Annotated in this window: 24 protein-coding genes; 13 read left to right on the top strand and 11 right to left on the bottom strand. The window is 57.5% G+C overall.

Annotated elements, in window-relative coordinates:
* Nucleotides 1–52: 52 nt before the first annotated feature.
* Complete coding sequence (locus ACR0M2_RS02020; RefSeq protein ID WP_480703911.1) at nt 53–748, top strand: SIMPL domain-containing protein; 696 nt, start codon at nt 53–55, stop codon at nt 746–748.
* Here ACR0M2_RS02020 and ACR0M2_RS02015 read toward each other — a convergent pair.
* The 3 genes from ACR0M2_RS02015 to ACR0M2_RS02005 all read right to left on the bottom strand — a co-directional run bounded on the left by ACR0M2_RS02015 (nt 704) and on the right by ACR0M2_RS02005 (nt 3,826).
* A complete protein-coding gene (locus ACR0M2_RS02015; RefSeq protein ID WP_480703910.1) occupies nt 704–1,462 on the bottom strand; it encodes a GNAT family N-acetyltransferase in 759 nt (252 codons plus the stop codon). The two genes, ACR0M2_RS02020 and ACR0M2_RS02015, sit on opposite strands and share 45 nt — an antisense overlap.
* A 3-nt stretch (nt 1,463–1,465) precedes the next feature.
* Nucleotides 1,466–2,758 carry an O-acetylhomoserine aminocarboxypropyltransferase/cysteine synthase family protein gene (locus ACR0M2_RS02010; RefSeq protein WP_170357970.1) on the bottom strand — a complete coding sequence of 431 codons (1,293 nt, stop codon included), beginning with the start codon at nt 2,756–2,758 and terminating at the stop codon, nt 1,466–1,468.
* 72 nt (nt 2,759–2,830) lie between these two features.
* Nucleotides 2,831–3,826 (bottom strand): hypothetical protein, encoded by a 996-nt coding sequence (locus tag ACR0M2_RS02005; RefSeq protein ID WP_480703909.1) that lies wholly within the window; start codon nt 3,824–3,826, stop codon nt 2,831–2,833.
* A gap of 312 nt (nt 3,827–4,138) precedes the next feature.
* On the opposite strand from ACR0M2_RS02005, the gene ACR0M2_RS02000 reads away from it, so the two are divergent.
* From ACR0M2_RS02000 to preA, 3 genes are read left to right on the top strand one after another with little or no spacing between them, the layout of a single operon-like run.
* Nucleotides 4,139–5,473: an NAD(P)-dependent oxidoreductase gene (locus ACR0M2_RS02000; protein ID WP_170357975.1), complete on the top strand. Its 1,335-nt coding sequence runs from the start codon at nt 4,139–4,141 to the stop codon at nt 5,471–5,473.
* A gap of 46 nt (nt 5,474–5,519) precedes the next feature.
* Nucleotides 5,520–6,356 (top strand): methyltransferase domain-containing protein, encoded by an 837-nt coding sequence (locus ACR0M2_RS01995; RefSeq protein ID WP_170357977.1) that lies wholly within the window; start codon nt 5,520–5,522, stop codon nt 6,354–6,356.
* 18 nt (nt 6,357–6,374) lie between these two features.
* Nucleotides 6,375–7,679, top strand: a complete 1,305-nt coding sequence (gene preA / locus ACR0M2_RS01990) for an NAD-dependent dihydropyrimidine dehydrogenase subunit PreA (protein WP_480703908.1) — start codon at nt 6,375–6,377, stop codon at nt 7,677–7,679.
* 212 nt (nt 7,680–7,891) lie between these two features.
* On the opposite strand, the gene ACR0M2_RS01985 is transcribed toward preA, so the two are convergent.
* Nucleotides 7,892–8,188: an antibiotic biosynthesis monooxygenase family protein gene (locus ACR0M2_RS01985; RefSeq protein WP_170359300.1), complete on the bottom strand. Its 297-nt coding sequence runs from the start codon at nt 8,186–8,188 to the stop codon at nt 7,892–7,894.
* Nucleotides 8,189–8,296: 108 nt separating this feature from the next.
* Nucleotides 8,297–8,905, bottom strand: coding sequence for a TetR family transcriptional regulator C-terminal domain-containing protein (locus ACR0M2_RS01980; RefSeq protein WP_480703907.1), 609 nt, complete (start codon nt 8,903–8,905; stop codon nt 8,297–8,299).
* Nucleotides 8,906–9,076: 171 nt separating this feature from the next.
* Between ACR0M2_RS01980 and ACR0M2_RS01975 the strand changes: the two genes are divergently transcribed.
* The 9 genes from ACR0M2_RS01975 (at nt 9,077) to ACR0M2_RS01935 (ending at nt 17,966) form a co-directional block, all read left to right on the top strand.
* A complete protein-coding gene (locus tag ACR0M2_RS01975) occupies nt 9,077–10,327 on the top strand; it encodes a Zn-dependent hydrolase (protein WP_480703906.1) in 1,251 nt (416 codons plus the stop codon).
* 91 nt (nt 10,328–10,418) lie between these two features.
* Nucleotides 10,419–11,873, top strand: coding sequence for a dihydropyrimidinase (hydA, locus tag ACR0M2_RS01970; protein WP_170357995.1), 1,455 nt, complete (start codon nt 10,419–10,421; stop codon nt 11,871–11,873).
* Between the two features lie 56 nt (nt 11,874–11,929).
* On the top strand, nt 11,930–12,724 hold the full coding sequence (locus ACR0M2_RS01965; RefSeq protein WP_480703905.1) for an ABC transporter ATP-binding protein: 795 nt from the start codon (nt 11,930–11,932) through the stop codon (nt 12,722–12,724).
* Between the two features lie 7 nt (nt 12,725–12,731).
* Nucleotides 12,732–13,649, top strand: a complete 918-nt coding sequence (locus ACR0M2_RS01960) for an ABC transporter permease (RefSeq protein WP_170376093.1) — start codon at nt 12,732–12,734, stop codon at nt 13,647–13,649.
* The gene (locus tag ACR0M2_RS01955; RefSeq protein ID WP_170409473.1) at nt 13,646–14,491 is read left to right on the top strand and encodes an ABC transporter permease; all 846 of its coding nucleotides are present in this window, start codon (nt 13,646–13,648) and stop codon (nt 14,489–14,491) included. Before ACR0M2_RS01960 ends, ACR0M2_RS01955 begins: the two co-directional genes overlap by 4 nt.
* A gap of 56 nt (nt 14,492–14,547) precedes the next feature.
* Nucleotides 14,548–15,537: an ABC transporter substrate-binding protein gene (locus tag ACR0M2_RS01950; protein ID WP_170374904.1), complete on the top strand. Its 990-nt coding sequence runs from the start codon at nt 14,548–14,550 to the stop codon at nt 15,535–15,537.
* Nucleotides 15,538–15,691: 154 nt separating this feature from the next.
* Nucleotides 15,692–16,405 carry an ABC transporter permease gene (locus tag ACR0M2_RS01945; protein ID WP_480703904.1) on the top strand — a complete coding sequence of 238 codons (714 nt, stop codon included), beginning with the start codon at nt 15,692–15,694 and terminating at the stop codon, nt 16,403–16,405.
* Nucleotides 16,398–17,132 carry an ATP-binding cassette domain-containing protein gene (locus ACR0M2_RS01940; protein ID WP_480703903.1) on the top strand — a complete coding sequence of 245 codons (735 nt, stop codon included), beginning with the start codon at nt 16,398–16,400 and terminating at the stop codon, nt 17,130–17,132. The genes ACR0M2_RS01945 and ACR0M2_RS01940 overlap by 8 nt, the downstream gene beginning before the upstream one ends.
* Nucleotides 17,133–17,150: 18 nt before the next feature.
* Entirely contained in the window at nt 17,151–17,966 is an 816-nt protein-coding gene (locus tag ACR0M2_RS01935) for an ABC transporter substrate-binding protein (protein WP_170358015.1), read from the top strand.
* 6 nt (nt 17,967–17,972) lie between these two features.
* On the opposite strand, the gene ACR0M2_RS01930 is transcribed toward ACR0M2_RS01935, so the two are convergent.
* From ACR0M2_RS01930 to fdh3B, 6 genes are all read right to left on the bottom strand, one after another.
* A complete protein-coding gene (locus ACR0M2_RS01930) occupies nt 17,973–18,845 on the bottom strand; it encodes a substrate-binding domain-containing protein (protein ID WP_480703902.1) in 873 nt (290 codons plus the stop codon).
* Nucleotides 18,846–18,971, bottom strand: coding sequence for a hypothetical protein (locus ACR0M2_RS01925; protein WP_264187089.1), 126 nt, complete (start codon nt 18,969–18,971; stop codon nt 18,846–18,848).
* Nucleotides 18,968–20,245: a c-type cytochrome gene (locus ACR0M2_RS01920; protein ID WP_480703901.1), complete on the bottom strand. Its 1,278-nt coding sequence runs from the start codon at nt 20,243–20,245 to the stop codon at nt 18,968–18,970. Before ACR0M2_RS01920 ends, ACR0M2_RS01925 begins: the two co-directional genes overlap by 4 nt.
* Nucleotides 20,246–21,445 (bottom strand): formate dehydrogenase subunit gamma, encoded by a 1,200-nt coding sequence (locus ACR0M2_RS01915; protein ID WP_480636345.1) that lies wholly within the window; start codon nt 21,443–21,445, stop codon nt 20,246–20,248.
* A gap of 27 nt (nt 21,446–21,472) precedes the next feature.
* Nucleotides 21,473–21,823 (bottom strand): putative quinol monooxygenase, encoded by a 351-nt coding sequence (locus ACR0M2_RS01910; RefSeq protein ID WP_170348409.1) that lies wholly within the window; start codon nt 21,821–21,823, stop codon nt 21,473–21,475.
* A gap of 110 nt (nt 21,824–21,933) precedes the next feature.
* Nucleotides 21,934–22,527 carry a formate dehydrogenase FDH3 subunit beta gene (fdh3B, locus tag ACR0M2_RS01905; protein WP_037307340.1) on the bottom strand — a complete coding sequence of 198 codons (594 nt, stop codon included), beginning with the start codon at nt 22,525–22,527 and terminating at the stop codon, nt 21,934–21,936.
* Nucleotides 22,528–22,531: the final 4 nt, after the last annotated feature.

The following is a 22,531-nucleotide window of genomic DNA, read 5'->3' as shown; positions in this document are numbered from 1 at the left end:
TGATAAACCCTGGCAGCCCCATCTTGGTACAGAATATATTGGAGGGAAGACCTTGAAGAAAATCGCTTTTCTGGCCGCAATGCTGGCCGTGACAGCCGCAGGTATGGCCCATGCGGAAGAACGTCGCATCTTGGTAGATGCAACCGGCACCGTTCAGGCTGCACCGGATATGGCAACCATCACATTGGGTGTCACCAACGAAGACCCGCAGGCGTCAAATGCGATGCAGGCGACATCTGACGCGGTGGCGCAGATTCTGAAACGGCTTGAGGATATGGGCGTCGAATCCCGCGACGTTCAAACCCGCGATCTGTCGTTGTCGCCGGTTTGGTCCGGGCGCAACAATCAAAGTGGTGAACGGCCCGAGATTTCCGGCTTTGTGGCATCGAACAATGTGCAGGTCCGTGTCCGTGACCTGACACAGTTGGGCACGATCATGGATGGGGTCATTCAGGACGGTGCGAATGATTTCGGTGGGCTCAGCTTTGGTGTGCAGGACCCCGCACCGCTGCAGGCGCAGGCGCGAGCTAAAGCTGTTGCCGAAGCAACTGCAAAGGCGGAACAACTGGCACAGGCGGCCAATGTAACTCTGGGTCAGGTTCAGCAGATCAGCGAGCGGGTCGGAGGAATCAACCCCGCACCGCAGATGCGTGCGATGGCTATGGCCGAAGGGGGCGGTGTGCCTGTCGCGGGGGGTGAGATTTCAGTTTCGGTCAACGTGTCGATGGAATTCGGGTTGGCCGAGTGATCCTTTGCCTTGACTGCGGGCCTGCAGCGATTGCCGCTGCTGGCCCGTCCGATCGAAATTGTCTGGCGAAAGCCAATCCTCAAACGCGGTTTTAATCCGCGGCCATTCGCTGTCGAGGATCGAATACCAGGCCGTATCCCGGTTCCGACCTTTGTAATGGGTGGCCTGCCGAAAGATGCCTTCGAATGTAAAACCCAATCGTTCAGCTGAACGGCAGGAAGCAGCATTCAGGGCATCGCATTTCCACTCATAGCGGCGATAGCCCAACTCGTCGAAGACGCGGCGCATCATCAGATACATGGTCTCGGTCGATTTCGGGCTGCGCTGCAGCAGGGGTGAGAAGTGAATGTGACCGACCTCAATCACGCCTGCCGCGGGTTCGATCCGCAAAAATGAAGCCATGCCAATCGGCGTTTCGTCTTCGTCCAACACCGTGTGGAACATCGGATCGGCATCCATGCATGTGGCGCGGGTCCAATCCTCGAAATCCTGCTCCCTGTCGAAGGGACCGTAGGGCAGATAGGTCCAGTTGCGCCCATCCGCGTCGTTGGCAAACGCCCGGTAAAGTCCGGGCGCATGCCGGTTCACGTCCAGCGGCACGACGGAACAATACTGACCTTCCATCGGTGTATAGGGCGGCGTGGGACGCGGGAATTCGCCCGAAACCGGCAGACCGATGGGTTGACCCAGTTCGTTGGTATCGTGGCCGCTCATGACTCAGGCCGTTGCCTTGGCCAGCGCCTGATCCAGATCGGCGATCAGGTCGTCTGCGTCTTCGATGCCGATGGAAACGCGAACTACGCCGGGGCCTGCACCTGCGGCCTCTTGCTGTTCAGGCGTCAACTGACGGTGGGTGGTCGAGGCTGAGTGAATGATCAGCGACCGCGCATCGCCAAGATTGGCGACATGGCTGAAAATCTCAAGCGCGTTCACCAGTTTGACACAGGCGTCATAACCACCCTTGACCGCAAAGGTGAACAATGCGCCGGCACCCTTCTTATAGTGTGCTTTCACCCGGTCATGATAGGGCGAGGAGGGCAGGCCCGCATAGGTCACGTAATCCACACGGTCGTCAGCTTCGAGCCAGGCAGCGATCTTTTGGGCATTCTCCACGTGGCGCTCCATCCGCAGGGATAGAGTTTCAACCCCCATCAGCGTGTAATGCGCCGCTTGCGGGTTCATGGTCATGCCAAGATCGCGCAGACCGATGGCAATGCCGTGAAAGGTAAAAGCCAGCGGGCCAAAGGTCTCGTGGAACTTCAGGCCGTGATAGGCTTGTTCCGGTTCGCTGAGCGAGGGGAACTTGTCATTCGCCGACCAGTCGAACTTGCCCGAATCCACGATACAGCCGCCGGTGACCGTGCCGTTGCCGGTCAGGTACTTGGTCGTCGAATGCACAACCAGCGTTGCGCCCTGTTCGATGGGGCGGCATAGGTACGGTGTGGCCGAGGTGTTGTCGACGATCAGGGGGATACCTGCTGCGTCAGCGATATCCGCCATGGCCTGAATGTCGGTCACATACCCACCCGGATTGGCAATTGATTCACAGAATATCGCCCGGGTGTTTTCGTCGATGGCATTTTTTACGGCGTCCAGATCATCGGTGTCGACAAACTTGGCCGACCAGCCAAAGCGTTTGATCGTCTGACTGAATTGCGTGACCGTGCCGCCGTAAAGGCGCGTCGAGGACACCACGTTGCAGCCCGGTCCCATAAGCGGAAACAGCGCCATGATCTGTGCTGCATGACCAGAAGAACAGCAGACCGCGCCCACTCCGCCTTCCAGTGTGGCGATACGTTCTTGCAATACGGCCACAGTAGGGTTGGTCAGGCGGGAATAGATGAAGCCAACTTCTTGCAAGTTGAACAGCGCCGCCGCGTGATCGGCATCGCGAAACACATAAGCTGTCGTTTGATAAATCGGAGTCTGACGCGCGCCCGTTGCCGGATCGGGCCGTGCGCCCGCGTGAATCTGAAGTGTGTCAAAACCGTAGGTAGGGCCGTCAGACATCGCTAAAATCTCCTGTTGGAATGTTTGTTGCTGAATCTCTAGGCGATTGAGCGCGCGCGCACAACAATCCTGTCAGCGCATCCACAGGCCCTTGTTCTTGATTGTATTGCGAATGACCTGTTCGCGTTGGGGCAGGTTATCACGGTCGAACAGGCCCCGGATCTTGTGGCCCTTACGCTGCAAAACCAGCTTTTTGATCGGGTCATATCCCTTGAGAACCTTCTTGACCCGGTTGGGGGCCACGACGGTTTCAAGCACCTCAATCACATGGTCGCTTTCGCGGGCATAGAGCAGGGGGAACAGACGATAGTGGCAGCTGACCGATCCATCCAGCAGGCCCGGGGGCAGGGTATCCCGCCCGCCACCGAAGGAATGGACAACCAACGGCAGCGCGGCCTGATCCAGCCATGGGTCAAGGTTCTGCCCGGCCAGTTCGGGGATATTCCCATCCCGGATCGTGCGGGCAAAGTCCAGAAAACGCGTGCCGAACTTGCGCGGGCAGGAATAATAGAAATAGCCCGCGTTGAAGTACAAATACCGCCGCCAGTAATTCTGGGGCTGGCTGGTATCCAATGAACTTTCGAAGTCCAGTTCGAACCGGTGATAGAGGGCGCTCCAGATACCATCGAAACTAGGGCCATACAGGGTGGGTTTGGGCCACGTCCCTTCGACCTTTTGTGAGGCACCAGGTCGGTCAAAATCAAACGGTACCGAGGTCAGATCTCCGGTGATCAGCGTATCGCTGTCAAAGAACACAAAAGGCTCGCCTTCTGGCAGCGCCAGCAATGCCTCGATCTTGTTGCCGTAGGGATAGCTGTTGCCGAAGACATGGTTGTCGAATGGCAGGATTTCCGCATCCAGTTGCCGCAACGCTTTCAGAACGTCCTCGTTCCGGATGCTTGGGTCTTGCGGCCAGCGCTGGCCGGACTGTGGGACCGCCACAAACAGCCGACCTGCGAAATTTGGTGAGCTATGGCGCAGAGAGGCGGCAAACAGCAGAGCCTCATACTGTAGCCGGTTGTTTTGCCCGATGATGACGATGTTGAACTTCGGGTGGGTGGCCTGCATCGAATGACTTTCAGGTATCTGGCCGTTGACCGGCGCTGCTCGGGTTGAGTTTGACCTACATTACGCAGCTGGCTCCGTCAAAACCAGATGCCGGAAAACCGGAATTCGTGGCTGCAGTCTGCCCTGCGAAATCGGTCTTTGGGCACAACAGGAGTATCGAATGCCAATAAAACAGGCGATTTCCTCAGTAAAACGGGCGGAATTTTCCGGTTTTTTTGATTTTTTGATGATTTTCTAAATTTTACCAATTGATAAAAAATCAGATTGTGGCAAGCTGAGAACATAACGAACAAATCTACAGGGAGTAGAGCGATGGCACAGGGCCAGATTGCCCCCGGCATTGTCTCCGGGCGGCTTTCCAGCGATGAGCTGACATCGAATTTCACGGACTTGCACCCGCCATTGGCCACGCATGAGGCCGCAGTGGCCGCAGATCGGTGCTATTTCTGTTATGACGCGCCATGTGTGACGGCCTGTCCGACGGATATCGATATTCCGTTGTTCATGCGTCAGATTCAGGCAGGGCAACCTGAGGCGGCGGGTGAAACCATTCTGGCGCAGAACATTCTGGGCGGCATGTGCGCCCGTGTCTGTCCGACCGAGACATTGTGCGAAGAGGCCTGCGTACGTGAAACGGCCGAGGGTGCCCCGGTCGAGATTGGTCGCCTTCAGCGGTATGCGACGGACAGCGTGATGGTTTCCGGGGATCACCCGTTTGAACGCGCCGCGTCAACTGGCAAGGCTGTTGCTGTGATCGGGGCAGGGCCTGCTGGTCTGGCCTGCGCGCACCGCCTGGCGATGTTTGGGCATGACGTGGTGATCCATGAGGGCAAACCCAAGCCGGGCGGTCTGAACGAATATGGCATCGCTGCCTATAAGTCGACCAATGACTTTGCACAGGCCGAGGTGGACTGGCTGCTAAAGATCGGCGGTATCACGATCGAGACCGGCTCGGTTCTGGGTGAGGGTATCTCGCTGGACGGTCTGGTCGAAAATTACGACGCTGTCTTTTTGTCCATCGGTTTGGCCGGCGTGAACGCCCTGCGCGCACAAGGGGCTGATCTGGATGGCGTGCGCTTTGCCGTCGATTTCATCTCGGATGTGCGCCAGGCTTCTGATCTGGCGCATTTGCCGGTTGGTCGCAACGTCGTGGTGATCGGTGGCGGAATGACGGCCGTTGACGCCGCAGTGAAATCAAAACTGCTGGGGGCCGAGCATGTCACCATCGCTTATCGGCGTGGCCGCGATGCGATGGGGGCCAGCCGATATGAACAGGACCTCGCCTCATCCCACGGCGTCAAGATCATGACCAATGTGCAACCCGTTGCCGTTCATGGAAACGGAGCAGCGGCAGAGATCGAGCTGGAGTACACATCCAGCCATGACGGCCAGCTGTCGGGGACCGGAGAAATCATCCGCGTGCCCGCCGATCAGGTCCTCAAGGCGATTGGCCAGACGCTGGATGGCGCACCGGATGGATTGACGCTGGACGGCAACAAGATCGCCGTGACAGGCGCTGGGCGTACCTCGATGGATGGCGTCTGGGCCGGGGGCGATTGCGCAGCTGGTGGCGAAGACCTGACCGTAACCGCCGTGGCCGAGGGCCGCGACGCGGCGATGGACATCCACTCAACGCTTGTTTCGTGATAGGATGGGGCATTCACCCCATCCCATTCGCTGCTGAGGTATTCTCATGTCCCAGATCGAAAAAGCTGTTGCGCAACACTACACAACCGGTGCCCTCACGGAGCGTATGCGTGAGGCACTAAAGGCGAGTGGCATTGACCCAAACGCGGCCACGGTTGCAGACCTCAAGGCTGGTGATGAGTTCCACACAGGCGGGGTTCTGGCAACGGACAACCTGTTTGCCCAGCTTTCGCCGACCCATGCGACCCGTGTGCTGGATGTCGGGAGCGGCATCGGCGGGACGTCGCGCTACATCGTGGATCGCTATGACTCGACAGTGACCGGGGTCGACCTGACGCCTGAATTTGTCGAAACGGCCACTGCTTTGAGTGAACTTGTCGGGCATTCCGACAAAACAAGTTTTCTAGTGGGTAGCGCACTGGATATGCCCGTGCCCGATGCGGGTTTTGATCTTGCCGTTATGATGCACGTTGGGATGAACATCGAAGACAAGGCTGGCCTTTTTGCAGAAGTGTCGCGCGCTCTGGCCTGGGATGGTTCCTTTGCCCTGTTTGATGTGATGGGAGGGGACGTAGACGAACCGCTGGCCTTTCCTCTGCCCTGGTCAACTGTTGCCGAGACCTCTTTTGTAGATATGCCGGAGGTTTACAAGAACGCGGCGGCCTCGGCGGGTCTTGAGCTGGTAGCCGAGACAGACCGGACCGAGTTCGCGCTTGCTTTTTTCGAAGAAGTTTTCGCGCGCATCGCCGAGAGCGGCCCGCCCCCATTGGGCATCCACCTTATGATGGGCGAGACGGCGCCCGAAAAGTTTCAAAACTACGTCATGAACCTCAAGGCTGGGCGCATTCGCCCGACCGAAATGATATTCAAGAAATCCGGCTGAGCCGGGAAGGGAGAAGCTATGGCCGATCTGACAACAAACTTTCTGGGTATTTCCAGCCCCAACCCATACTGGTTGGCCTCGGCGCCACCGACGGATAAGGAATATAACGTCCGCCGTGCTTTTGAGGCCGGATGGGGCGGAGTTGTGTGGAAAACGCTCGGGGCCGAGGGACCTCCGGTCGTAAACGTCAACGGGCCGCGCTACGGCGCGATTTATGGCGCTGATCGTCGGCTTTTGGGCCTGAACAACATCGAACTGATCACCGATCGCTCGCTTGAGGTGAACCTTGAAGAAATGGCGCGGGTCAAGGCAGATTACCCGGACCGTGCGCTGATCGCTTCGATCATGGTGCCGTGCGAAGAAGAGGCATGGAAAGCCATCTTGCCGCGTGTAGCAGAAACCGGCGCAGACGGGATCGAGTTGAACTTCGGTTGCCCGCATGGGATGAGCGAGCGCGGTATGGGCTCGGCCGTGGGGCAGGTGCCGGAATATATCGAAATGGTGACCCGCTGGTGTAAGCAGTACTACGACCGCCCAGTTATCGTAAAGTTGACACCGAACATCACCGATATCCGCAAGCCAGCTGAGGCGGCCAGAAATGGCGGCGCCGACGCGGTGTCGTTGATCAACACGATCAACTCGATCACCAGCGTCAATCTGGACACATTCAGCCCCGAGCCGTCGATTGATGGCAAGGGCAGCCACGGCGGGTATTGTGGCCCGGCGGTAAAGCCGATTGCCCTGTCGATGGTGTCCGAAATTGCCCGTGCCCAAGCCACGCAAGGCCTGCCGATATCCGGTATCGGTGGCGTGACCACGTGGCGCGATGCGGCTGAATTCATGGCGTTGGGATGTGGGACCGTGCAGGTGTGTACCGCCGCAATGACCTACGGATTCAAGATTATCGACGAACTGACTGCCGGACTGTCCAAGTGGATGGATGAAAAGGGCTATACAGACGTATCGCAAGTCGTAGGTCTTGCTGTGCCGAATGTGACCGACTGGCAGTATCTGAACCTGAACTACGTTGCCAAGGCCAAGATCGACCAGGATCAGTGCATCAAATGCGGTCGCTGCTATGCCGCGTGTGAAGACACCAGCCATCAGGCGATCTCAATGTCCGAAGATCGGGTTTTTGAGGTCATGGATGATGAATGCGTCGCCTGTAATCTGTGCGTGGATGTCTGCCCGGTTGACGGGTGTATCTCAATGGAGCCGATGGCAGCCGGTGAGGTCGATCCGCGTACCGGAGATGAAGTGCAGCCTGGCTATGCCAACTGGACGACGCATCCTAATAATCCAATGGCGAAAGCGGCCGAGTAGATTGGTTAACTGAAACAAAGAAAAGGGGCTGGTTTAGGCCAGCCCTTTTCAAATGGCTCAGAAAATTTGAGCGATCCTGCAGGTCTGGCCAATGTTCGCTCTCGATAGGCTATTGGGATTCAAAAACGACCGAAGCCCCTCTGAAACGCCCCCGCTCTTAAAGCCAAAGCTGTCAATTGGGAAACGCGAACTAGATTGAAAATCGCCGTAAGCTAACTGTCGACAAGCTCATAATGTTTGATTGAGCGCGACTCGACCAATTCAGCTTCCATAGGATCAATATGAGGGCTGGAAATATCGTCACCTACAAAAGCCTTCAAAGACTTAAGGTCTTCCCAAACCATAACAAAACTAAACTCTCTGGGTGTATCGGCACGCGGCGCCCCGGGTATGACCTGAACTATCCCTTTCGTTCCCTTCATGAGCGGGATCGCCGTCTTGTGAAAGAACTTCCCGAACTCTTCTTCTTTGCCGGGGCGTGTAACGACCTGAAATATGCGAATGATCATGCAGTCACCTTCCTTTCGGTATTGCTGCCGCATGAAAGTCACCTCAATTGACCCAGTATATCATGGCAAGATGGAATGGTCTGCCAAGGGTTCTGTGAGACTGTTTTTCTAGGGTGTCAGAAGTTTGCGATAAAGCGTATCAACAAACGGTTCAGCACCTGCGAACGGATCCTCGTTGCCCAGAATGGCACGGACCTGCACATCGAAATCGGCGTAGTGCTGCGTCAGAGCCCAGATTGAAAAGATCAGGTGATAGGGATGCAGGCGCGCAATTTTGCCCTCATCCATCCATTGCGTCAGGATCGTGGTTTTATCGTCCACCAGCGCCTTAAGATCATTCGACAAAGCCTCGTGAATGCGCGGCGCGCCCTGAACAAGCTCGTTCGCGAACAGGCGGCTTTCACGCGGCAACTCACGGCTCATCTGCAATTTGCGGCGGATGTAGGACAGGATTTCCTCCATCGGGTCTCCGTCGGCATCCAACTCGTGTAAGGGGGCCAACCATGTGTCCAACAGCCCCGAAAGCAGGGCAGTATGGATCGCCTCTTTCGACGGGAAATAATACAGTAAATTCGGCTTGCTTAGCCCAGCTTCGGCAGCAATCTGATCAACAGTTGCGCCGCGAAATCCGTGGGCGGAAAACACGTTCAGTGCGGCCTCGAGAATCGCAGCGCGGTTCTTTTTCTGTATTCGGGTCGGGGCGCGATCCTTGGGCATGTTTCCAGCGTGTCTCTTTTTTTGCCATGCGAGGGCCAATTATGCCGAAAATTCCGGCGGCACCATGCAATTTCTTGACTGATCTCGAACCCGTGATAGCGTGAGTTTGACCAGATGGTCAAATCAAGACACCAAAAGCGAGCCAACTCGCAAGCAACAGGGAAGACACCAATGGCAGCTCCGGCGCAAAACCTCAGGATCAATGGCGACAGACTTTGGGATAGCCTGATGGAGATGGCAAAGATTGGCCCCGGTGTTGCAGGGGGCAACAACCGCCAGACCCTGACGGATGAGGATGCTGAAGGGCGCGCCTTGTTCCAGAAATGGTGCACGGACGCGGGCTGTACAATGGGCCTGGATCAAATGGGCAATATGTTTGCTCGCCGAGAGGGGACTGACCCCGAGGCTCTGCCGGTTTATGTAGGTTCGCATCTGGATACGCAACCGACCGGCGGGAAATATGACGGCGTGCTGGGCGTGCTGGGCGGGTTAGAGATAATACGGACGCTGAATGATCTGGACATCAAAACCAAACACCCCATCGTGGCGACCAACTGGACCAACGAAGAGGGCACACGTTACGCGCCGGCTATGTTGTCGTCGGGCGTTTTTGCTGGAATGCACGCGCAGGATTGGGCCTATGACCGCGAGGATGCCGAAGGCAAAAAGTTTGGCGATGAATTGAATCGCATCGGCTGGCGGGGCGACGAAGAGGTCGGCGCACGCAAGATGCACGCTTTCTTTGAGCTGCATATTGAACAAGGGCCGATCCTTGAGGCCGAAGGTAAGGATATTGGCGTTGTCACACATGGGCAGGGCCTAAGCTGGACGCAAATCACCGTGACGGGCAAGGACTCCCATACTGGGTCGACCCCGATGCCAATGCGCAAGAATGCTGGCCTTGCGATGGCACGCATCCTTGAGAAAGTGGATGAAATCGCCTGGTCGCATGCGCCCCATGCGGTCGGTGCAGCAGGGCATATCGATGTGTATCCGAACTCTCGCAACGTGATCCCCGGCAAGGCTGTTTTCACGGTCGATTTCCGCTCACCCGAATTGGACGTGATCACCGACATGGTTAACCGCCTGCGTGTTGCCGCCGAAGATATCGTCGAAGAGATGGGCCTGCAGATCGAATTCGAGAAAGTTGGCGGCTTTGACCCTGTGACGTTCGACGAGGGGTGCGTAAAGGCGGTTCGCGATGCGGCAGAGAGGTTGGGGTATTCGCACACCGACATCATCTCGGGCGCAGGACATGATGCGTGCTGGATCAACCGAGTGGCACCAACCGCGATGGTCATGTGTCCGTGCGTTGATGGGCTGAGCCACAACGAGGCCGAAGAGATCAGTAAAGACTGGGCGGCCGCCGGGGCAGATGTTCTGTTTCATGCGGTCGTCGAAACCGCAGAGATTGTGGAGTAAGGGACGCTGCCCCTGTCGCCCAAAAAGCGACTCACCCGAGGTATTTTGGCCAGATGAAGCAAGCGGCGCAGACCGCGTCAGGGAGATTAAAATGAGCACTGTTATCAAAAACGGAACCGTCGTGACCGCCGATCTTTCCTATAAGGCGGATGTGCTGGTCGAAGGCGGTGTGATCACCGAGATCGGAATGGATCTTAAGGGCGACAAAGTGCTTGATGCGACGGGGTGTTACGTGATGCCCGGTGGGATTGACCCGCACACGCATCTTGAGATGCCGTTCATGGGAACCTATTCCAGCGATGATTTCGAAAGCGGGACGCGAGCGGCGCTGGCCGGGGGCACCACGATGGTGGTCGATTTCGCGCTGCCAAACCCCGGTGAGGGTCTGCTTGATGCCTTGAAGCGCTGGGATAATAAGTCGACCCGTGCAAACTGCGATTACTCCTTTCATATGGCGGTGACCTGGTGGGGCGAACAGGTGTTTGACGACATCAAAACGGTGATCGAGACGCGCGGCATCAATACGTTCAAGCACTTCATGGCCTACAAGGGCGCGCTGATGGTGAATGACGATGAGTTGTTTGCCTCGTTCAAGCGATTGGCTGAGTTGGGTGGCATCGCGATGGTGCATGCTGAAAACGGCGATGTCGTGGCTGAGTTAAGCGCCAAGCTGCTGGCCGAAGGAAATACAGGCCCCGAAGCGCATGCGTATTCGCGACCGCCACAGGTTGAAGGCGAGGCGACCAACCGGGCCATTATGATTGCCGATATGGCGGGCGTGCCGCTTTACGTGGTGCATACTTCCTGTGAAGAGGCGCATGAAGCCATTCGCCGGGCCAAGATGAATGGAAAACGAGTGTGGGGTGAGCCTCTGATCCAGCATCTGACGTTGGATGAAAGCGAATATTTCCATCAGGATTGGGACCACGCGGCGCGGCGCGTCATGAGCCCCCCGTTCCGGAACAAACAGCATCAGGACAGTCTGTGGAACGGGTTGCATTCCGGGACATTGAGCGTTGTGGCCACTGACCATTGCGCCTTTACCACCGATCAAAAGCGGTTTGGCGTCGGTGACTTTACCAAGATTCCGAATGGGACCGGTGGGCTGGAGGATCGGATGCCGATGCTGTGGACCCATGGTGTGAATACGGGGCGTTTGACGATGAATGAGTTTGTGGCCGTGACTTCAACAAACATCGCCAAAATATTGAATTGCTATCCTAAAAAGGGTGCGATCCTTGTAGGGGCCGATGCCGATATCGTTGTATGGGACCCTGAGAAAGCCAAAACGATCAGCGCTGATACCCAGCAATCCTCGATCGATTACAACGTGTTCGAGGGTAAAGAGGTCAAAGGTCTGCCGCGCTTTACGCTTACCCGTGGACAGGTGGCCGTGCATGACGGTGAAATCCGCACGCAGGAAGGGCATGGAGAGTTTGTAGCGCGCGAGCCCAATGGTCACGTGAACAAGGCGCTGAGTACGTGGAAAGAGCTGACTGCGCCGCGCCCGGTTGAGCGGACGGGCATTCCGGCGACGGGTGTCTGATTGCGCAGGGATTGTCACCAAGGCACCCTAAAGCCAAACCTTTTCAAGGCAATGGAATGAATACTGAAAGCACTACCCAGCCCGTAATCGAGGCAAGGCAGTTGGACCTTACCTTCCAAACAAACGACGGGCCAATCCATGCGCTCAAGGATGTGAACCTGACAGTCGACAAAGGCGATTTCGTCAGCTTCATCGGCCCCTCGGGCTGTGGGAAAACCACCTTTCTGCGCTGTATCGCGGCGCTGGAAACACCGACAGGGGGAACGTTAACCGTCAACGGAATGACCCCGGATGATGCGCGGCGGAGCCGGGCCTATGGCTATGTGTTTCAGGCGGCGGGGCTATATCCTTGGCGGACCATTGCCAAGAACATTAAACTACCCTTGGAAATCATGGGTTATTCCGCCAGCGAGCAGGAAGAGAGGGTTAATAAAGTTCTGGAACTTGTTGATCTAGAGGGATTTGGCGGGAAATTCCCCTGGCAGCTTTCTGGCGGCATGCAGCAACGCGCCAGCATTGCGCGGGCGCTGGCTTTTGACGCCGATATCCTTTTGATGGATGAGCCCTTTGGCGCGCTGGATGAGATCGTGCGCGATCACCTGAACGAACAGCTTCTGGCACTTTGGGCGCGCACTGAAAAGACCATCGGTTTCGTGACGCACTCGATCCCCGAGGCGGTGTATCTCAGCACAAAGATCGTGGTGATGAGTCCGCGACCGGGTCGGATCACTGATGTGATCGACAGCCCTCTGCCAAAGGAACGGCCGCTGGATATCCGCGACACGCCTGAATTCATCGAAGTAGCCCATCGTGTGCGCGAGGGGCTGCGGGCGGGGCATACGGATGACTAGTGCAGGGATCAAAGCTGTCTGGGCCGTCTTGACTGTTGTAGGCGTCATTATCCTGTTCTGGTATGCCGCCAGCGTGCCGATGAACATCAAAGGTGTTCTGACTGAATTCGAACGAGCCGGGGAACAGGTCGATCCGCCCAAAGCTGTTGACCGCCGCGACATGAGCGAGTTCGAGTTGGTCATCGACAACCCCTATGCCATTGATGAGACTTGGGAACAGGACCGACCGCGTTTGCCCGCACCGCATCAGGTGGCCGAAGAGCTGTGGGACACCACGGTCGAGAAGAAAATCACCTCGAAAAGATCATTGATCTATCATTCCTGGGTGACACTCAGCGCCACTATTCTGGGTTTTGCGATTGGCACCGGGTTGGGCATTCTGCTGGCAGTGGGAATTGTACACAGCCGAGTGATGGACCTGTCGGTCATGCCCTGGGCCATTGTTAGCCAAACCATTCCAATCATCGCGCTGGCCCCGATGATCATTGTGGTGCTGTATTCGATAGGTATTCAGGGGATCATCCCCAAGGCGATCATCTCGGCCTACCTTAGCTTTTTCCCCGTCGTGGTCGGTATGGTGAAGGGGCTGCGCAGCCCCGATGCGATGCAATTGGACCTGTTGCGCACGTATAACGCCAGTCGGTCTCAGGGGTTCTGGAAGCTGCGCTTACCAGCGTCGATGCCGTATCTGTTTACTTCGCTGAAAATCGGAATCGCGGCCTCACTGGTCGGGGCTATCGTCGGAGAGCTGCCGACAGGGGCCGTGGCTGGTTTGGGTGCGCGACTGCTGGCCGGCAGCTATTACGGTCAGACCGTACAAATCTGGTCGGCGTTGTTTGCGGCGGCCATCCTGGCGGCCTGTCTGGTCGGGCTGTTGGGTCTGATCGAGCGGACGGTCCTGAAACGGATGGGGATGGCGCAATGATATCTGTTCTTGGTGCAATTGGCGTCTGGCTGTTTGGCTGGTGGTTGAACAGCCGCCTGGCCAGTGGCCCCTATGCCGATACAAAGACGGTGCGGTTTTTGGCGCCGCTGATCTTTGGACTGACCGTGATTGCAATTTGGGAACTGCTGGTGCGCGGGCTTGATGTGCCGTTGGTCATTTTGCCTGCACCGTCAGTGATCGCTGTGCGCTTTGCTGACAGCCTTCCAATCCTGTGGGCGGATTTCGTGCAAACCATCATCAAAGGCGCGCTGAGCGGTTACATTATCGGTTGCGGATCGGCCTTCCTGATGGCGATCGCCGTGGATCGCTGGGATTTCCTGCGCCTCGGATTGTTGCCGGTCGGGAACTTTGTGGCGGCCCTGCCTATTGTCGGGACGGCCCCCATTCTGGTGATGTGGTTCGGGTTCGACTGGCATTCCAAGGCGGCGGTGGTCGTGGTGATGGTGTTCTTTCCGATGCTGGTGAACACCGTAGCAGGTCTGCGCGAAGCGACCACCATGCAACGCGACCTGATGGAGACCTATGCCGCGACCTATTGGCAGAGCTTTCTGAAACTGCGCTTGCCCGCGGCGATGCCGTTTGTTTTCAATGGGCTAAAGATTTCTACCACTCTGGCGCTGATCGGCGCTATCGTGGCCGAGTTCTTTGGCTCTCCAACTCTGGGCATGGGCTTTCGGATATCGACCAGTGTCGGGCAACTGTCACTGGATATGGTCTGGGCCGAGATTGTCGTGGCTGCTTTGGCCGGGACGGCGTTTTATGGGCTGGTCGCCATGATCGAAAAGGGGGTGACATTCTGGCACCCGTCGCAACGCGGATAAATGGAAATTAACAGACCCCCAAAATGGGGCGCCAACAACAACTAGGAGATATGAAGATGAACAAGCTACTCAGCGGGGTGATCGCTGCCTTTAGCCTGACTGCCGGCGCAGCGCTGGCCGCAGATGAGGTGACTTTGCAACTCAAGTGGGTCACTCAGGCGCAGTTCGCGGGTTATTATGTGGCCAAAGACAAAGGGTTCTACGAGGAAGAGGGACTGGACGTCACCATTTTGCCTGGCGGCCCGGATATCGCACCGACTCAGGTCATTGCCGGCGGTGGTGCGGATGTGACCGTCGAATGGATGCCCGCCGCACTGGCCGCACGCGAAAAGGGTCTGCCCCTCGTGAATATCGCGCAGCCGTTCAAAAGCTCAGGCATGATGTTGACCTGCTGGAAAGATGCCGGGATTTCCTCGCCCGAGGATCTAAAGAACCGCACGCTGGGTGTTTGGTTTTTTGGTAATGAATTCCCGTTCATGAGCTGGATGAGCCAGTTGGGTATCGACACCGGTGGCAAAAGTGAAAACGGCGTCGAGGTTCTGAAACAGGGCTTTAACGTTGATCCTTTGCTGCAGCGTCAGGCCGATTGCATCAGCACCATGACCTATAATGAATATTGGCAGGTCATCGATGCTGGCGTCAGCCCGGATGAGCTGGTCACTTTTAAGTACGAAGACCAGGGCGTGGCGACGCTGGAGGACGGTTTGTATGTGCTTGAGGAAAACTTGGGTGACGCGGCCTTTGTTGAAAAAATGGAGCGTTTTGTTCGTGCTTCGATGAAAGGCTGGAAATACGCTGAAGAACACCCTGATGAGGCAGCCGACATCGTGCTTGAGAATGATGCGACCGGTGCCCAGACCGAAGAGCATCAGAAGCGCATGATGGGCGAGATCGCCAAACTGACCGCGGGTTCGAATGGCGCGTTGGATCCGGCCGATTTTGAACGTACCGTGGGTACCTTGCTGGCAGGTGGGTCTGACCCAGTGATCACCAAGCAGCCCGACGGGGCCTGGACACATCAGATCACAGATGCGGCGCTGAACTGATCCCAGTTCAATTGCCTGAACACGCGCGGCTCCAATTGGGGCCGCGTTTTCGTTTGGGGATGTCGGAATCGTGTCTGTACTTGGTGAGTAAATGGTCTAGTATCTTTATGAAATTAGGCGCATTTTGTACGAAATGCTTGATATGTGGTAGGGAATGCAGGGATTTGCATCAGAATTCAACTCGGCAATGACCCTGATCTTCAACGGGGATGCAGAGTTGTGGGCGATTGTGTTGCTGTCCCTGAAAGTTTCCATCTTTGCCGTGCTGATTTCTGCGTTGATTGGCATGCCCGTTGGTGCGGCTTTGGCGGTCGCTCGGTTTCCGGGACGTCGAATTCTGATCGTGCTGATGAATGCTTTGATGGGGTTCCCACCGGTCGTTGTCGGGCTGTTGGTCTATCTGATGTTGTCACGCTCGGGTCCGTTGGGTGTGCTTGAGTTGCTGTATACGCCGACCGCGATGATCATTGCGCAGGTTGTTCTCGTTACCCCCATCATCGCAGCGTTGACCCGGCAAGTGGTCGAATTGCTGGCCGAGGAGTATTCGGAACAGCTCCGCTCACTGGGGGTGTCCCGGCTGGCATCGGTTCCGGTGCTGTTGTGGGATGCGCGATTGGCGCTGGTGACCGCACTGCTGGCTGGATTTGGTCGGGCCATTGCCGAGGTCGGCGCGGTGATCATCGTTGGCGGCAACATCAATCACGTGACGCGTGTGATGACGACAACCATTGCTTTGGAGACCTCAAAGGGCAATCTGGCGCTGGCGTTGGCACTGGGGGCGATCCTGATCGGTATCGCGGTGGCGGTGAACGCCATGGTCAGCACGCTCAGCCTGCGAGCCGAGCAGGAGGGGTTGCGCCATGCGTGATTTGACTTTGCAATTGGCCAGTTGTTTGTCGGTTGATGGGATGCGGATCACCCGTAAAGGCAAGGCCTTGTTGGATGTGCCGCAACTTATCCTTGATGGTCCGGGGCCAACCTTGATCCTTGGGCCGAATGGATCGGGCAAAAGCCTGCTGCTGCGCTGTCTGCATGGGCTAATTGTGCCGGATCGCGGGCAGGTCCGGCAGGATGATGTCGAGCTGAATGCTGATCACAAGGCGCTTCAGGCGATGGTGTTTCAGCAGCCCGTGCTGTTGCGCCGGACCGTTGGTTCCAACCTGGATTTTGTGCTGAAACGCCAGGGGATACCGCGCAGCACGCGCAAGTCCCGGATCGAGGAATTGCTGACCGAAGGCGGCCTGGATGGCAAAGCCCGCCAATCCGCCCGGTCCCTGTCAGGGGGAGAAGCGCAGAGGCTGGCCATTCTGCGCGCCCTCGCGCTGGACCCAGAGACATTGTTTCTGGATGAACCTACCAGCGCGCTTGATCCCAATGCCACGCAGATGATCGAAAGGATGATCCTGCGCGCCTCAACCCGGGGTGTCCGCATCGTTATGGTGACGCATGACATCGGGCAGGCCCGGCGGTTAGCCGCCGATATCGTGATGATGCAGGGCGGTCACGTGGTTGAACATGGGGTGGCCAAACAGGTACTGGATGCCCCCAAAAGCGACGCCGCACGCCGATATCTGGCTGGCGGGCTAGTCACTTAAACAATAACGGAGATCTAAATGATCCGAACTTTTTTTCGAGCAGCTCTTTTCACCGTTGGTTTGACCGCTGCGTCCGCCAACGCCGAGGAACCCTTTATCGTGGTGCAATCGACGACGTCCACTCAGAATTCGGGTTTGCTGGATTACATCCTGCCGGGGTTCGAGGCCGAGACGGGTATTGACGTACGTGTTGTTGCCGTGGGCACCGGTCAGGCGATCCGCAATGCCATCAACGGGGATGGGGACGTGTTGCTGGTGCATTCCAGACCAGCCGAGGAACAATTCGTTGACGACGGTTGGGGGGTCGAGCGGTTTGACGTGATGTACAACGATTTTGTTCTGGTCGGGCCAAAATCCGATCCGGCCAAGGTGCGGGGTGGCATGGATATCGTTGAGGCGCTGGTTGCGGTGTCCGAAGCCGAAGCGCCCTTTGCCTCGCGCGGAGATGACAGCGGAACGCACAAGGCCGAGATGCGCCTTTGGGATTGGGCGGGTGCCGATCCGACCGCCGCATCGGGGACGTGGTACCGCGAGACCGGCTCGGGCATGGGGGCGACTTTGAACGTGGCCAGCGGGATGGGGGCCTATGTGCTGACGGATCGCGCCACGTGGCAATCCTTTGGCAACAGGGGGGATCTAGAGGTTCTGGTCGAGGGTGACCCGCGTCTATTCAATCAATACGGTATCATCCTTGTGAATCCGGATAAGCATCCGCAGGTCCGGGCCGCAGCGGGTCAACGGTTCATTGACTGGCTGATCGGCCCCGACGGGCAGGCGGCCATTGCGTCTTACAAGCTGGATGGTGAGCAGTTGTTCTTTCCCAACGCCGAGTGATCGGGGTCAGCCGCTTGCGCCGTTGTGGTGGATCGTGCCCAACTCGGACAAGTCATAACCACCGAATTCGGCAGCACGGTTGGCGAAACTTTCAGACTGAAAAAAGCTGAGAAGTTTCAGCATCGGGTCATCGAAGTAAGCGCGGCGCCAGATGGCCAGATCCAACCGTTCAGTATGGGTGGGCGCGAAGCCCAGATTGTATAGGCTGGCCAGGGCACCCAACCCAAACCCGGCTTCGGCCTTGCTGTCATGCAGGGCAATGGCCAGTTCTTCTTCGGTCCGGGCGCAGGCGGGTAGGGCGTCCAGATCGTCGCGTGTCAGATCGTGGGCTTCTAGCTGTGCGTCGAACAGCCGTTGGCTGGCGGCGCTGTCCTGCCGCAGGATCACCCGCCGTCCCTTCAGATCCGCAAAGCCAGTGATGCCAGTGACGCCCGGTGCCAATAGCAATCCGCGTTGCCGCTGCGCGACTTCATACAAAACCACCGGGGCTTCACCCAGATTGGCGCGCAGAGATTGCGTATTGAACCCCTGATCCTCATGAATATGCAGCGCCGCAGCCTGCGCACTGCGGTCCTTCAGGCGGATCAGCCCGTCGAAGGAACCGTCGTAATACGTGGCCAGACCCGAGCCGCTTTCGCGCAAAGCCCAATCAAGCAGCGGATCATGGCTGCCAGCAATGATCGGGGGCAGGGCGGGTTCTGCCACTTTCGGGCCGGACCGGGATGCGTTCAGCCAGGCGATGACCTCTGCCCGTGGAAACAGCAGCTTGCCCATGGCGCGCACGCACGGGACTTCGCCGGATGAGGCCAGATCATAGGCCTTACGCTCGCCAATGCGCAGCAGGTCGGCCAGCTCTTTGGTGGTCAGGTATTCGGACATTCAGTCGAGGCGCACAGCCGAACCGGTTCCCGCATCGGCGGCGCTGAAGCCGACCTGTTGCAGTGCATAGGGCGCAGCGACGGTGATTACGACCATTACGGCCACAGCGGCAAGAAAGGCTTTCATTGGTCTCCTCCGGTCTTATTCTCCGGTGCCGTTGCGCGGCGCAAAAAGGCAATCAGGTCATCGCGATCCTGGGCCTGAGTGATCCGCTGCATCGGCATCTTCGATCCCGGTATGTAGTGGTCTGGCCCCTCGTCGAAAAGGGCATTTATCGTTTCGTCATTCCAAACGATATCAGAGTCTTGCAGCGTATCCGAATAGAAATATCCCGCCAGCGTACCGGCCTTGCGTCCGAAGACTCCATACAAAGTCGGCCCGGCACGCCTTTGCCCGTCGGGTGTCAGGCTGTGGCAGATCGAACATTTGCGGGAAAATTGCCGTTCCCCGTTGCTCATTTCTTCGGGGTTCTTCAGGAAACTGGGCTCGGTGGCTGCCATCTGTGCGCGATCGCCGAGGAATGAAACCGGCCAGCTATACATAGCTTCGTCAATGCCGCCCGCATGGATGTTCTGACCGTCCGTAGAAAAGGCCAGCGCCCAAACCGGCCCGCGCAGAGTGGCGCGGAAATCCTGCGCGATGCTCCATTCGACCGTGTCGATTACCATGATGTAGCCCTCGCCATCGCCCACAGCCAACAGGCTGCGATCCGGGCTAAGGGCCAAGGCCAGAATGGGGCGGCGATCCAGGGTAAAATCACGTTCTTCTCTGGTGGTCAGGTCCAAAATGCGGGTCACACCGTCGACTGCACCATAGGCAATCCAGTTGTCGGCGGCGTTCAGAACCAATTCATTGATCCCGAACCCGTGTTCCACCAGTCGCCGGATTTCCTGTCCACTGGCTACATCCCAAACTCGCAGTGTTCCATCTATGCCAGCCGAGTACAGCGTTGCACCATCTGGTGAAAAAGTGACGGCGTTCACACCGCTGCCCGCCGTAAGCGTTTGTGCGGCTGATCCATCTTCGGGCCAGAGTCCAATGGTGCCGTCCCAACTGGCAGTGGCGACATGCGTTTTCGAGGCCGCGACCCCCACGATCTTGCCTTTGTGCTGGCCAACAACCTCTCCGCCCGGCCAGCGGCGCAGGGTGAAATCATCGCCTGCTGAATAGATCGCGCGCCCGTTGAACGCGACCGAGTTTACGGCAGCCTCGTGCCCTTCCAGCCATTCGGGCGTACGGTTCGACCACAAGCCAACCGAGTTGTCGAAACTGGCCGTGGCGATCCGCCCGTCCGGCGCGGTGGCGATCCCCATGATCGGTCCGCCGTGACCCTTGAGCGTGAAAAACTCGGCCATGGCGGGCAGGGGGACCAGCGCCAGGGCCAGGACCAGCCCGCGCATCTATTCCGCGGGTGAGGCCGCTGCCTTACCGGCCTCTTTTTCTTGTACCTCTTCCAACCACAGCGAGTGATGTTCGCGTGCCCATTGCTCTTCGACTTCGCCGGTACCCATTGCGTCAAAGGCACCTTCCATGCCCACTGAACCTAGATAGATATGGGCGATAATGATGGCGATGAACACATAGGCGATCATCACGTGCCAAACCTGCGCGTATTGCATCTCCTCCTGCGGGGACATCTGGGTTGGCAAATTCAGGCCAAACATCTGTGGAATACCGGTGGAATTGGCGACCGAGAAGGTCTTGGCGAACATCGGCAATTCGAACGGGAACAGCAGCGACAGCCCGGACAGGCTGATCGAAACGCCCAGCAGGATACAGGCCCAGAAGATGACCTTTTGTCCTGCGTTAAACTTCCTGGCAGGCGGATGGCTGCCTTTGGTGAAAAGGCCCCCACCGGCGGCCAGCCACTTCAAGTCCACCCGGTTGGGGATGTTGTGGGCGATCCAGTTCACGGTGACGATGACCAAACCCAGCATAAAGGCCCATGCGAGATTGTTGTGTAACCACTTGCAGCCTTGCGCGATGGTGGCAAACCCTTCTTTCCCGAAAAGCGGAATCAGGAAATCACGGCCATAAAGGGTCAGCAGGCCGGTCAGGCCAAGTACAAGGAAAGACCCGGCGAACAGCCAGTGCCCGAACCGCTCAAAGCTGTTAAAGCGGGTTACGGTGCGGCCGGTTTTTTCCCCGTCGATGCGGATTTTTCCGCGGATCAGGAAAAACAACACGATGATGGCCGCCATTCCGCCCAGGATATATGTTCCGTATTCGCGCAAGGGGCCTGTGCGGAAGTTTAGCCACCACATGCCACCGTCCTGGATTAGAACGCCAGCCGCAGGCCCCTTGGATGAAACTGTTGTATCGGCCGAGCCGTATCGGATCGCGCGATAGACATCACTGTCTGAGGCAACGCCGCGTGTTCCCAACTGGCCCAGCAGACCTTCGGCATTGCCTTGACCGGTGTTGTCCGAGCGATAACGATTGTCGACCTTTTCACCGCGCTGACGGGCCAGAATGTCTTCCAGTGTCGTGGCGCCGCCAGTGGTGCTGCGTTCGGATTCAGTCGGGACATCCGCACTTTCTTGAGCCAAGGCGACACTGGTGAGGAATAGGGGGATCAGCAGCATTAAGATCAGGCGCATCTGTCGAATCTCCTGTGTCGTTCGTGTCTATCGGTCAAAGCCGCTGACTTGTTTGTGAAAGACCGCTCCAACCGGCGTAAGCGCCGCGTGCAGGTCTTCTTTAGCGGGGCCGTAAACGTCCAGCTGAGTTGGTGTCAGAATTGCCAGAAAACGATCTGCGAAATTTGCCCCGAAGTTTTGCATATGGATCATCGCATCATCAGAACTGGCGTATCGTTCAAATATGTGAACTGCCGATCCGCTGCGGTGCCATTCATAGGACTTCGCACCGCTTTCATTTAGTGTTGCATCCACCATTTCAGCCATTAGCGCATCGAATATGTCATCCTGATCTGCTTGCAGGTCAAGTTTCAGCAGCCAATAAACATCTTCGGTCATGAAATACTCCGTTCAGGTTGGTCACGCCAACTTATGCCCGGCCAAGTGGTTTGGCCGGGCTGGGACGGTCCCGTAGCTGACACTACGGGACCGCCAATTTCAAAACGGGACTAACCGTCTTTCTGGTCGTAGGCCGTGCCCCAACCCCAGGCGCCCGAGCCAAACCCGCGCGCCACGACGCGTTCGCGGTAGATGGCCGAAACCACGTCGCCATCACCGGCGAGCAGGGCCTTGGTGGAACACATCTCGGCGCAGATGGGCAGTTTGCCCTCGGCGATCCGATTGCGACCGTATTTGGCGAACTCTGCGGTCGAGTGCGTTTCCTCGGGACCACCGGCGCAGAAGGTACATTTGTCCATCTTGCCGCGTGATCCGAAGTTTCCGGCCTGCGGATACTGCGGCGCGCCGAAGGGGCACGCATAGAAGCAATAGCCGCAACCGATGCACAGGTCCTTGGAGTGCAGGACGACGCCTTCTTCGTTCTGATAGAAGCAGTCGACCGGGCACACCGCCATGCAAGGCGCATCCGAGCAATGCATGCAGGCCACCGAGATTGAGCGTTCGCCCGGGTTGCCGTCATTGATCGTCACCACCCTGCGGCGGTTGATGCCCCATGGGACCTCGTGCTCGTTCTTGCACGCGGTGACGCAGGCGTTGCACTCGATGCAGCGTTCAGCGTCGCAGAGAAACTTTGCTCTAGCCATAAAT

It is taken from the genome of Ruegeria sp. BE10, assembly GCF_056538905.1.
Note: the sequence above shows the minus strand (reverse complement) of the source record. Positions and strands in the feature narration are given on the sequence as shown.